At 67.7% G+C, this 13,696-nt stretch carries 3 protein-coding genes; 1 reads left to right on the top strand and 2 read right to left on the bottom strand.

Annotation, left to right across the window (positions count from 1 at the left end):
• Window positions 1–264 precede the first annotated feature (264 nt).
• Together AB0R04_RS06680 and AB0R04_RS06675 are read right to left on the bottom strand one after the other, a co-directional pair.
• The gene (locus AB0R04_RS06680) at window positions 265–1,326 is read right to left on the bottom strand and encodes an RNA ligase family protein (RefSeq protein WP_363368794.1); all 1,062 of its coding nucleotides are present in this window, start codon (window positions 1,324–1,326) and stop codon (window positions 265–267) included.
• 215 nt (window positions 1,327–1,541) lie between these two features.
• Complete coding sequence (locus AB0R04_RS06675; RefSeq protein ID WP_363368792.1) at window positions 1,542–5,168, bottom strand: ricin-type beta-trefoil lectin domain protein; 3,627 nt, start codon at window positions 5,166–5,168, stop codon at window positions 1,542–1,544.
• 549 nt (window positions 5,169–5,717) lie between these two features.
• Between AB0R04_RS06675 and AB0R04_RS06670 the strand changes: the two genes are divergently transcribed.
• On the top strand, window positions 5,718–12,959 hold the full coding sequence (locus AB0R04_RS06670; protein ID WP_363368790.1) for a polymorphic toxin type 43 domain-containing protein: 7,242 nt from the start codon (window positions 5,718–5,720) through the stop codon (window positions 12,957–12,959).
• Window positions 12,960–13,696: the final 737 nt, after the last annotated feature.

Here is a 13,696-nt window from a genome sequence, read left to right as displayed (position 1 = left end):
CCATTGCCCACTTGCACCGCCTCCATCCGCACAGGAAGTCGGCCAGACCGACTTCCTGTGCGCACACCACCCGGGTGGCGGCAAGGAATCAGTAGACCGACCGACATATTTTCCCCGAACGCCTCTCCCACACCCACGCCCCACCCACCCTTGCGCTGTCCCCCTTCGGTCGGGGTCGGCGACGGGCCCTCCACATGGGCGAGCGACTTTCTTCAGGAACCTTTCCGCGCCCGACCGACCTGACCAGCCCGACCGCTCAGCCCTTCAGCTCGTCAGCCCGGCCCGGCTCGTCGGCGAGCGCCGGTCCTCTGCGTCGAACGCCGCCAGGGAACGCGCTCCGGGCCCAAGGGCGGCTTCCAGTGCGCGCAGGACGTCATCGTCCAATCCCCCTACTGCCTCCGCGAGTTCCTCCGACACGTCCCGGGTGAGCTCCGCCGCCACGACGTCCTCGGGCGCGCGCGGACCGAGCTTGCTGACGGCGGCTGCCGCCCGGGCAGGGGTGAGGAGTGCCGCAGCCTGGACCAGGAGCCAGGCGGGGACCCCGGCCGCGCCCTGCGGCGGCGGCAGGTACGGGCGGGCACCGTCGTAGCGCTCGTCCTCGGCGAAGGCCTGCTGCTTCACCTTCACCACCGGACGCGCGCCGCCCCCCTCGCGGCCCGTCTCCCGCCAGGTGCCGGCGGGTTTGAGGACGTAGCCCTCGGCGAGGTTGTCGGCGAGTTCGGGGAGCCCGAGGAGCGCGGGGACCAGGGTGGGGAAGGCGGCCGGCAGTTCCTGGAGCACGGTGAGCGCGCCGCGCCCGATCGAGGGGACGCATGCGAGGCCGGCGGTGCCCGCGGCGTCACGCAGGTCGCGGTCGGAGATCCAGGACCGGCCCTCGGCGGTGTCGACGGTGGCGTCGAAGAGCAGCCACTCCAGCCCCGGCGTGTACCAGACGCCGGTCTGCACGGGCTCGACTCCGGCGACAGCGGGCACGTCGAGGTGCGGGTAGCACCCACCGGCCAGTTCACCGTAAACAGTCACCACAGCGCCCCCACCTGCACCCCCGCCCGCCGCCTCACGCACCGCCGAGGCGAACCGGGCCGCCCCCACCGCCAGCGCTGGCCAGACCCGGCTGACGCCGAAGAAGCCGTCCAACTCGTCCTCGCCCAGGAGCTCCCGCCGCTTGGCCGGACGGACCGCACTCCCCTCGCAGACCACGGCGAAGTGCGCCCCGTGCACCTTCTCCACCGCGACCCACTCCCGATTCCCGGACGCGGAGAGCCGCCCCCTCCCCGAGATCTTGGGGTACGGCCGCAACGCGGAGCCTTCGAACCTGGTGTCAGCCACACCCGAAATCATCGCCGCGAGCCCCACCCCCGAACAACGGAGTTTCACCTCCCACCACAACCCCCGCTACGCGCAGCCCCCGCCGTCACAGAGCGCCCGCACCAGATGGGCCACCACAGGCCGGTGGGCCTCGACGCAACGTCGAGGCCCACCGGCCTGTCTACAGGCTGTTCACGATCTTCGGATCGGATCGGCTCGCCCCACGGCGAGCGCCATCAGGGCGCGTGCTGCTCATAGTTGAGGCTCCACTGCTGGTTGGCCTGCAGGCCGGGACAGTTCCAGATCCCGAGCCGGGTGCCCTGCTCGGTGGCCCATCCGGGCAGTTCGAGGCAGCGGCCGCCGGGGTTGTCCGCAGTGACGGTGGCGGGGAGGTAGATCCGGCCGTCCGGGCGGACGGCCCACTTCTGGCCGGTGTTGCCCACGCAGCGGGACAGGATCAGGCCGGTTCCGTTGCCGAGGGCGTTGCCCTTGGTGGAGACGCACCAGCTGCCGGAACGGATGGTGCCGTCGGTGGCGAAGTTGAACCGCTGGTTGATGGTCTGCCAGCAGGCGTAGGCGGCGACCTCGGTGCCTTCGTTGGGTCCGCCGATGGAGTCGGCGCACAGCCAGTTCACCAGCTGGGAGTGGATGGTGACGCTGGAGTCGGAGAAGCCGGCGAAGGCCGGCGGGACGAAGCCGTCGACCTTGCCCTTGGTGCCGGTGCTGCTCTTGCCCGCGAAGATGGAGAGCGCGTTGCTGTTGTCCATGACCCAGAGGTCGGGGGTGCCGTCGTTGTTGAGGTCTCCGGCGCCGATCCGGGGGTAGTCGCCCGCCTTGACCGGCTGGCCGACGTCCAGCTTGATCCCCTGGTCGGGCTTGGTGAGGGCGGAGTAGTCGACCGTTCCGTCGGCCTTGTAGCCGAGCGGGTAGGCGAAGAGGTCACCCGTCGTACGGTTCCGCGCCCAGATGGTGGTCTGGTAGGTGGGGTCGGTGGTGCCGGGGACGGCGGTCGCCCCGTTGCCCGCACCCGGGTTGAGCAGCTCCAGGTCGGCCCAACTACCGGAGACGGCCGGGAGGTAGGTGGCCGCGTCGAGGGAGTCGGCGAGGCCGTTGGGCTGGAAGAGGTAGAGGTTGTTGTTCTCCAGGGAGAGGATGGACGTCTGAGTCATGATGACCTTGCGGGCCTCGTTGCCCGGCTCACCACCCACGGCCTCGCCGTCGGGCGTGCCGATCGCGATGACCTGCGAGGCGCCGCTCCAGTTCTTCTGGCTGTAGCCGGAGCAGGGCTTGCCGGTCTCGTAGGTCGTGCAGGCGGGCCGGTTGAGGGCGATCGGGGTCAGGGTGTCGAAGCGCCCGGTGCCGTTGTTGGGGATCAGGTAGAGGGCCTCGCGCAGCTTGGAGGTCGTGTCCTTGGTGTAGTGGGCAAGGATCTCGTCGACGGCCTGTCCGACGGCGAAGGTGCCGTGGTGGCTGACCTGGTAGTCGGACCAGGTGGCTCCGTAGTCACGGTTTCCCGGGGCGGCGGCAGCGGGGGCGGCCAGGGACGTGGTGGGGTCGATGGTGCCGCCGATGACGCGCAGGTCACCGTTCCTGTCGACGGTGATGACGTCGGGCTTCTGATCGTTGTCGACGTCGCCGAACAGGGGCTGGGTGTCGGGCTTCCAGGGGACGTAGAAGTTGTAGACGGCCGGCTGGCTGTAGTTGCCGGCGTTGTCCATGGCCCAGGCGTACAGGGTGTTGGTGCCCCAGTCCCTGGGCTTGTAGGTGTACGGCTGGCCGGGGGGCAGGGTGCCGTTCTGGCCGCAGCGCCAGCCGACGACCGGTGTCGGGTCCGTGCTCACGCGCACGCAGGCCACGCCGGAGGCCTGGAGCCCGGCGCCGGGGGCGGGATCCTCGGCGTTGATGGTGAAGGCGCCCGGGTCGTTCATGTACTTGGCCGGGGTGGGGTTGGGGGTGCCCGACGGCGGGAAGTCGGTCGAGCTGATGCTGACGCGGGGGTTGGTCCTGTCGACGCGGAAGTAGCACCACGGGGTCATGGGCGAGGTGAGGATCTCGTCGGTGGCGCGGGCGGTCCAGCCGTACTGGTGGCCGTCCGACAGCGATCCCACGCTCACGGAGGGGCCGGGGTCGTTGTAGCTGGTCCCCCAGCGTCCCTGGGTCCAGCTGAAGTTGGCGTCGTTGTCGTCCCACATCTGGTAGTCGGTGTGGAGGGTCTGCCCGGCGGGCGAGTAGCTGTTGGCCGTGAGGTTGATGTTCTGGTTGGCGCCGATCCAGCCGGGGTTGTCCCAGGGGTGCGCGCCGCCGGTGGTGCACTCGGCGGCGCTGTTGTTCCAGGCGAAGCCGGGGGCGGGGCTGGTGCGCGGGTACCAGACGGTCGGAGTGATGTCGTAAGTGGTGGTGATGGACGGATTGTTGGCGATGTAGTGCCGGAACGTCATGTCCCACTCGTTGCCCATCGGGGCGATGCCGACGGTCCACCACGGCCACTGGCCGGCGATCGCCTGCTTCATCATGTCGGTCACGTCGACGGCCAGCGGGCCGGTGCCGATGATCCACTGCCCGTTGACCGTCGGGCAGTTCTCCATGACGACGGCCTTGTTGTCCCCGCAGGGCTGGTCGGTCCAGTTGGTGTGCTCGTGGATGGGCTTGGGAGCCGAGTACACCACGAGCGGCGTGTTCGTGCCCGGGCTGGAGGCGCCGGTGACCTGGAAGTTGAGGGTGGAGCTGTAGATGCTCGGCGGGCTCTCGGCGCCACCGGGCTTGGTGTAGAGCACCGGGTTGATGCCGAACTGGAAGTAAGCGCGCTGGCGGCCCAGGTCACCGCAGTCCAGGCTCGGGTCACTGCTGTGGTAGCCGCAGTAGCCGGTGGCCAGATTGCTCTTCTTGTTGAAGTTCTCCGCCTTCTTGTGGTTCTCCTGGACCTCCACCGAGCCCTGGACCGAACTCGTCGCCGCCACCAGGGACGGGTCGAGGTACCAGGGACCGTCACCGGACCCGAGGGCGTTGTGGTCCGGCGTCAGTTCGATCGCCGCGGGCGTGATCGTGGTGGTGATGGCGGCCACGTTCGCGCCGTCACCCGGTTCCTCGGCGGTCGACGGAATCCCGCTCGCACTCCCCGTGGGCGCGGGCGTCGAGGCGGCCGCCAACGCCGCGCGCGCCGAGTCCCTGGAAGCACGGTCGGCGGTGACGGTCGAAGGCGCGGGCTTGCTGGAGTCCCACTGCAGCGGCACGGGAGCGCGGAAGCGCGTGACACCGCTGTCGTCGACGACGGTGATACCGCCGGACTGGTCCTTGGCCATCGACAGGCCCTGCGCGGAGACGGGGAAGGTCAGCGACTTGAGCGCCGCGCTCTCGGCGGCCTCCTTGGTCCGCACGATGATGGCGTCCCGCCAGCCGCCCTGGGACAGCGCGGTCAGCTGCAGGTCCACACCGGGGAGGACGTCGGTGTAGGTGGCGTTGGCGCCGGTCACGGACGGCTTGGGCAAGGCGAACGGGGCGTTCACCGCGAGGCTCTTGCCGTCGTCGGTCGTCACGGTGGCCATCGGGCCCGCCCCGCCGCCGGAGAACTTCACCCCGGTAGTCGCGACAAGCGGGCTGAACGTGCCGTCCGCGTTGACCCGCAACGTCGAGTCGATGTCCGCCCAGGCGCCTCCGCGTTTGGTCCGTACGGCCTGGGCGTTGTCGGTGCTGGTCAGCGTGCCGTCGGGGTTGGCGATGGTCCTGGAGGCCTCATTGGTCAAGGTCTCGACGGTGACCGGCTTGCCGGTCGTCTTGGCCTTGGCGAGCGCGTCCAGCATGGCCTGCTGCGCGGGGGTGCGGGCGGGTGCCGGTGACGAGGGGACGATCGGTGCCAGTCCACCCACAGGGCCGTGGGTCGGCGGGGCGGGGGTGGTGTCGGCCGCGAGCGCTGCCGGCGCGCTGAGCAGGGCCAGACTCAGGGCGCAGCCGGTGCCGAGGGCGGTCAGCGCGAGTATGCGCCTGCGTATGGAAGGTGTTGGTGGTGTGTGCGCGATTGTGCCTGGAGTGCTGGTCATGCGGATTGCAGGGTCCCTCCCGGTCGGGCCGCACCCTCGATGGGGTGCGTTCGGGTGGGAACGATGCGTGCTGGTCGGCGGATCGGTCAAACCCTTTGTCAGTTCATGCCGATGTGTCCGGATAAGCCGCGGATCGCGAGATCAAGACTTCATAAACATCTCATGCACAGCACCGGCGCGACCTGGTGGCGTGTCAGTGGGTGCACATATCGTCACCTCGATCCTGACACACCCATGTCCATATGACGCCGTGTCGACAATGACCGAGGAGACGCCACTGTGGTGGTTTGGCCTGCCCGGAAACGGGCCGGAAAACGAATAGGCGGCCGATGGCGGTCGCCGGCTGTGGCGGCCCTGGTCGCCCTGACACTGACCGGGGTGAGCGTGCCGCCGGCGGTGGCATGGACCTACCCCGAGCCCGAGGGGGAGGTCTGGGCTCCTCCGAACACGCCCCTGGGAAGCGCGACCCCCTCCGTCAAGGGACACGATGCCCAGCCGCCCGGCGCCAGGACGGCGGTCAAGGCGGCGGACTGGAAGCCGGAGACCGCTCCGCCGGTCATCACCGGCACCGCGACGGTCGTGCTCGGCTCCGACAGCGCCGAGGCCGAGGCGGCCCGCAGGGCCACCGGTGGGGTTTCACCCGCCTCCGGTGGCATGACCGGAACCAAGGCCGGGGATCTGGCTGTGCGGGTCGCACCGGGAACCGGCCAGGGTGAGAGCGCGCACGCCGTCACCGTCGAGGTGGCCGGACAGGACAAGGGCAAGGCCGCAGGCGTCAACGGGCCGCTGGTGGCGCTGGCCGACGCCAAGGCGTCGGTCGGTGGCGACGGGCGGCAGGCGAGCGTCACCCTGGACCTGAAGGCCCTACAGGCGGGCGGGTGGTCGGACCGTGCCGGCCTCGTCGCGCTCCCGGCCTGTTCACTGACCACGCCGGAACTCCCCGAGTGCCGTACGCAGACCCCGGTCCCGGTGAAGAACGACGGCTCCGGCACGATCACTGCGGATGTCACCCTTCCCCCTGCGGCACCTGGCAACGCCCAAGGCGGTGCGGTGAAGGCGTCGTTCACCACGGCGAAGTCGACCGCCCAGGCACCTGCTCAGGCCCTGACCGCCGGCAGCACCGGGGGAACCGGCGGCTCCGTGGTGCTGGCCCCCGCGGTCTCCCCGTCGGGCCCCCTGGGCAACTTCACCGCGACGCCACTGTCGTCGTCGGTGGCCTGGTCCGCGGGCTCCAACACGGGCAGCTTCACCTACAGCTACCCGCTCCAGACACCGCCGGCACTCGGCGGCGCCGCACCCACCGTGGCGCTGAGCTACAACTCGGCGAACGTGGACGGCAAGACGTCCTCCACGAACGCGCAGCCCTCGTGGATCGGCGACGGCTGGGGCTACGAGCCCGGCTACATCGAGCGGTCCTACCGCAGCTGCGACAAGGCCGGCATCACCGGCTCGGGCGACCAGTGCTGGGCCGGGCAGAACGCCTCCCTCTCGCTGGGCGGGCGCTCCGGCACCATCGTGCGCGACGACGCGACCGGAACCTGGCACCTGGCGAGCGACGACGGCTCCAAGGTCGAGCAGCTCACCGGCGCGCCGAAGGCCGCGGGCGACGTCGACTACCAGGGCATGGAGTACTGGCGGATCACCACCCCGGACGGAGTGCAGTACTACTTCGGCCTCAACCACCTGCCGGGCGGCGACGGCAGCGACCCTGCGGCGAACTCCGCCCTGACCCTGCCGGTGTACTCGCCCAACAGCGGCGACCCCTGCTACAACTCCGCCAGCGGTAACAAGTCCTGGTGCCAGATGGCGTGGCGCTGGCAGCTCGACTACGTGGTCGACCCGCACGGCAACCTGATCACGTACAAGTACGCCGCCGAGGGCAACAAGTACAACCGTGGCCGCGTCCAGAGCGGCGGCACCGGCACCCTCTCCGACTACCAGCGGTCCGGCTACCTCAAGGAGATCGCCTACGGCCAGCGTCTGGACGAGCAGAAGGCGGCCAAGGGCGGCGCGAACCCGGCGGCGAAGGTCCTGTTCACCATCGCGGAACGCTGCATTCCCGGCGGTTCGATCACCTGCTCCGAGGACCAGCGCACCGCGGCCAACGCGGACGCCTGGCCCGATACGCCGATCGACCAGATCTGCACCGACGGCTCGTGCATGAACTCGGCGCCCACGTTCTTCACGACCAAGCGCCTGACCGGGATCTCGACACAGGTCATGGTCGGCTCCGCCTACCGCACCGTCGACACCTGGAACCTCAACCAGGAACTTGCCGATCCCGGGGACGCCACCAAGCGAATCCTGCAGCTGGATTCCGTCCAGCGGGTGCCGAGCAACGGACAGGCGGCGATCGAGGACCTGCCCGCCGTCCAGTTCAAGTACACGATGCGCGCCAACCGCGTCGACGGCCTGGACTTGGGCGAGAAGATGTACATGCGCCCGCGCATCCAGGAGATCACCACCGAGACCGGCGGGCGGATCGGCGTCGTCTACGCCGACCCCGAATGCTCCCGGGTGAACAACCACATGCCGTCCTCCGAGGACAGCAACACGATGGCCTGCATGCCCGTCAAGTGGTACCCGACGTTCCTATCCTCGAAGGACCCGATCAACGACTGGTTCGACAAGCCCCTCGTCAAGACCGTCGTCGAGCTGGACCTCGTCAGCACACCCAATGTCGGCAAGACCACCGAGTACACCTACAACGGTGAGGCCGCCTGGCACCGCAACGACGCGGAGTTCACCGACTCCAAGACCCGGACCTGGGACCAGTTCCGCGGCTACCAGTCCGTCACCACCACCACCGGCAGCGGTGGCTCCAGCGAGGCCCCCAAGACCCAGCAGAAGGTCACCTACCTGCGGGGCATGAACGACGACTACCTCGCCAACGGCAAGACCCAACGCAGCGTCCAGGTCCCCAGCCCGCTCGGCGGCACCGTCACCGACAGCGCCCAGCTGTCCGGCCGCGTCGTCGCCACCGAGGTCTACGACCAGGCCGGCGGGACGGTCACGGCGGTGGCCGGGAAGACCTACAACGGGCAGACGAGCTCCGCGACGCATGCCCAAACTGCGGGTGCGCCGAAGATCCTCGCCTGGCGGAAGGACTCCGAGACCACCGCGATCACCAAGGCCAGGCTCGCCGACGGCAGCTGGCGCACGACCATGACGGTCACCACCAGCGAGCCGGCCAACGGCAACCGGGTGGTCAAGGTCGACAACAAGGGCGACGGCACCACCGCCACCCCCGAGACCTGCACGACCACCGGCTACGCGGTCAGTGACAACCCCCAGCTCCTGACACTGGCTTCGGAGATGACCACCTTCCAGGGGTCCTGCGGCGCGACGGCCACGGCTTCCAACACCCTATCCAGCAGCCGCATCATCTATGACGGCAAGGACTTCAAACAGGCCGGTCCAGCCGGCGACCCGACCAGCGCCCAGGTCCTCGACCATTTCGACCAAGCGGGCAACCCCATCTATATCCATGACGGTAGTTCAGCTTTCGATGCCTACGGACGTCCCGTCACGACTGAGACGACCGAAGGCTCGACCTATGACCGCAACGGGGCCCAGCTGAGCGGGCCGTCGGTCACGCCTGCCATCACGTCGCTCGCCCGCACCCCGGCCGCCGGACAGCTGCCGACGGAGATCCGCACCACCGGACCGATGGGAGCGGCTTGGACCACCAGCGTCACCCAGGATCCGGCCCGCGGCTCACTTCTGGTCAGCAAGGACATCAACGGCCGGGTCACCACTGCCCAGTACGACGCCCTCGGCCGCATCACCGCAGTCTGGGAGCCCGACCGGCCGACCGAGGAACTGCCGAGCCGGAAGTTCACCTACCTCCTGAACGGCTCCAAGGCACCGTCCACCGTCAAGACCGAATCGATCAACGACGACGCGGTCACCTACTCCGCGAGCATCGACATCTACGACGGCCTGGCACGGCCTCGGCAGACCCAGAGCACCAGCGCCGCCAAGCCGACCGGGCGCCTGATCACCGACACCGTCTACGACACCCACGGCTGGGTGATCAAGACCTCGGACCCGTACTACGAACAGGGGTCATTCCCCACCAACTCCGTCTTCGTCCCGGCAGCAGACGGCCAGGTCCCGGGCCAGACGTGGAACACCTACGACGGAAACGGGCGCGTCGTGCGCTCGGAGTTCCGCTCCTACGGGAACCTCCAGTGGGCCACCAGCACCGCCTACCCTGGCGCTGACCGCACCGACGTCACCCCTCCCTCGGGCTCCACGCCAACCTCGACCGTGACGGATGCCCGAGGCCGCACCACCGCTCTGGGGCAGTACCGGACGGCAACTGCAACCGGGAACCTGGCCGACGCGGACGTCACCAGCTACGGATACACGCCGACCGGTCTCACCACGTCCCGGACCGACAGCAGCGGCAACGCCTGGAACTACTCCTACGACCTGCTCGGGCGTCAGACCTCGGCCTCCGACCCGGACACCGGAGTGACCCGGACGTTCTACGACGTCAACTCGCGCGTCGACCACACCCTCGACGCCAAAAACAACACCCTCTCCTACACCTACGACCTGCTCGGCCGTAAGACCGGCACGTTCAACGGTGCCGTGGCACCGGCGAACCAGCTGGCCTCCTGGAGCTACGACACCCTCGTCAAGGGCCAGCCCACCTCCTCCACCCGCTACGTCGGCGGCGCAGGCGGCACCGCCTATACCAAGGCCGTCACCGACTACGACACCGCCTACCGTCCTCTCGGCTCATCGATCACCATCCCGTCCGCCGAGGGCGCACTCGCCGGTACCTACACGACGACCAACACCTACAGCCCGGTCATCGGCTCCCTGAAGACGGTCAGTGTCCCCGCCGCCGGCGGCCTGCCGGCAGAAACCGTCAGCTACGGCCGGACCATCACCGGCCTGCTCACCTCGGCCGCCAGCCTCAGCAAGGCCGTCATCGCCAAGGTCGAGTACGACGCCGTCGCGCGCCCCGTGCGTACGACGGTCGGCCAGTACGGCAAGCAGGTCGTCTCCACCCAGCAGTACGACTGGGCCACCGGACGGGTCATCAACAACTTCACCGACCGTCAGGTCGGAACCGTCTCGGTCGACCAGACCAGCTACACCTACACCCAGTCCGGCCAGATCACCTCGGCCACCACCATCCAGGACGCCTCGGCAACCGACACCCAGTGCTTCACCTATGACCACCTCCGCCGGCTGACCGGCGCCTGGACCGACACTGCGGGCACCTTCACCACCGCAGACTGGACCGACTCCTCGGGCGAGGTCCACGGCACCGGCAGCTCCACCACCGTGCCCGGCGTCGGCGGCTGCAACAACGCGAACGGCCCGGCCACCGTCAACCCCGGTGGACGGACCATCGGCGGACCGGCGCCCTACTGGAACACCTACACCTACGACGCGACCGGCAACCGCACCGACCTCGTCCAGCATGACATCACCGGCAACAGCCTCAACGACATCACCACGACCCAGACCTTCGGAGCCGCCAAGAGCACCAACTCCCCCACCAGCGCCCCCAACACCGGCGGCGGAACCGGCGGGCCCCACGCCCTGCTCACCTCCACCACCAGCGGGCCAGCGGGCACCAAGGCCGTCAGTTACCAGTACGACGCCAAGGGCAACACCACCGCCATCACCGACACCGGCGGCACCACCACCCTGGCCTGGAACGGCGAGGGCAGGCTCGACTCGCTCGCCAAGACCGGCCAGGCCGCTGCCACCACCTACCTCTACGACGCCGACGGCAACCAGCTCATCCGCCGCAACCCCGGCAAGACCACGCTCAACCTGCCCACCGACGAGCTCACCCTCGACACGGCCAGCGGCTCCACGAGCAACGTACGCTCCATCACCGCCCCGGGCGGACTGACCTACACACGCGTCACCGCCGCCATCGGCGGAGGCACCGTCCTGATCCAGGCCGCCGACCCGCACGGGACCAACGGCGTCCAGGTCAACACCAACGCGACCCAGACCGTCACCCGCCGCCCCACCGACCCCTTCGGCAACCCCCGCGGCACCCAGCCTGGCACCAACCAGTGGGCCGGCACCAAGGGCTTCGTCGGCGGCACAAAGGACGACACCACCGGACTCACCAACCTCGGCGCCCGCCAGTACGACCCCGTCCGCGGACGCTTCATCAGCCCCGACCTCATCCTCGACACAGCCGACCCCCAGCAGTGGAACGGCTACGCCTACAGCAACAACAACCCCGTCAACCTCTCCGACCCCAGCGGCCTTCGCCCTGAGGGCAAGTGCAGCGGAAACTGCGCCAACGTCGACGGCAGCATCGACCTCTGGGCAGGCGGCCCCGGCAACTACCAATACGCCAACATCAAGGTGGCGGAGGACAAAGACGACTACGTCATCACCACCCAGTACATCAACTTCAGCCACCCGGCCGCATCCGCCATTGCCCAGGACCGGGTCGCGAAGCCGAAAGAGGCCAAGCCCACCTGTTACTACGCCATGGGGGCCAAGTACAACTGCGGGCCAGACGTGTCCACGTCGCCGAACTGGAACTACCCGTCGACCTACATGAAAATCGACAGGGGAAAACTGGAAAGCTGGCAGAAGGTCTTCGTCGGCGCAGTCGGGATCATCAGCCTCGCATTCATCGCCGCTCCTATTGCCGTCGAAGCGGCCCCGGCTTGCCTCGCAGCCATCATCGAGTGCGGTGCCCTGGTCGCTGACGTTGCTTCGGGAGAAGCTGCGGCAGGCAGCACGGCCCTCGCCGGCGCGGGAATAGCCACAACCGCAACAGCGGCGCGGATGCTGGCTTGCGGCGGTGGAAACAGCTTCACACCCGACACACCAGTTCTCCTCGCCGACGGAACTTCCAAGCCAATCAGCGAAGTAAAGCCCGGGGACAAGGTCGTCGCCACCGATCCGGAATCCGGCAGCACAAACGCCGAACCGGTAACCAACACCATCACAGGATCAGACGACCGTGACTTCACTGATCTGACAGTCGCAGATCTGGCCGATCCCACCAAGACCTCAACCATCACCTCCACCCAAGGGCACCCTTACTGGGATGAAACCACCCGACGCTGGACCGAAGCAGGAGACGTCAAGACCAGCGAGCAACTGCTGACTGCAGACAGAAAGACCGTCTCCGTTCTCCAGGTCAGCACCTACCACACCAATCCCCAATCGGCCCACAACCTCACCGTCGCCAACCTCCACACGTACTATGTACTCGCGGGCGCAACCCCAGTCCTAGTGCATAACACAGGACCCCTCTGTGGTAGCGGTCCAGTTGCCGGCGTCCTTGAGGTAAGCGATCGCTTTAAGTCAGTTGGCGCTATTAAAAGCTTTAATCCGGCAGGTGAGCGGGACTTCGTCTTCGATCCGGCAACTGGGCGTTTCGCGACTGGCGCGGACCAGGGAATCAAGGGGCATGACGGTCTTAGAACGGCAATCGGAGCAGACGAGTCGACAGTCGTTGGTGGGAGGCTGTCACGCGGACCGAATGGCGAGTTCCTTACCAATGAGTGGTCCGGTCACTACGGCCATCAATGGACTCCTGCCATTAGAGAACAGTTTTCTCAATTCATGCAGGGCTATGGATTGAATGTGGTACATACCCCCTGGGGTGGATAGCGTCGGGCAGTACGATCGTAATTCGAGAGGCGAGCAAGCGGCATGGAATTGGTTAACGGTCGGCATTATGAAAATAAATCGCCTAGCTGCTCTGCCGGTGGCGCGTGATGGCAGAGGGTGATCTGGTCGAGCAGCTGGCGCGCGTTAGGGCCGATTTGTGGCGCTCCTCGGAGCTCGGCGAGATATTCGTCTTGTGGTTGCCGTTGGTTCCGATTAGCGAGTCCGGTCTATGGCTAGGGGTCGACAGGGAAGGAAATTGGATACTGGGTAGACTTCGGGGGGGTGTTGTTTCTTCGATTGACACCCTTCCGCAGCCCTGGTTGACAATTCTGGACATGGATGAGGCTGCATTCCGAGAGTTGCTTGATAGGGCATCGCTTCAACACGGCCTCCCTCTAGAGGTTATTCAAGACATGGCGCCAGTTAATGACATTTTGTCCATGGCGCTCAGAAGTGGCAGTAAGCATTGGGCTGAGCGGGCGACGCGTTGGCTTGTCGCGAGAACTCCTCGCGAGGACCATCTGGAGCTTCTGAGTGAGTTGGTTACAGCCCGGTGGGCAAGCCAATGGACTCGCCAAGCTGCACGACAACTTGTATCTGCATCTAGTCGATAATGGCGGTAGCGATGTTCGAATAGAGTGAAGCGGCCCCGCCGAAATCGATTTCGGCGGGGCATGGTGGTTCCGCAAGCTCGGCACGCCGCATGCTCGCAGGAGGACTGGTCCTCCCGGTGCGCT

The sequence above is a fragment of the Kitasatospora sp. NPDC056731 genome, assembly GCF_040687675.1.
Classification (GTDB): Bacteria; Actinomycetota; Actinomycetes; order Streptomycetales; family Streptomycetaceae; genus Kitasatospora.
Note: the sequence above shows the minus strand (reverse complement) of the source record. Positions and strands in the feature narration are given on the sequence as shown.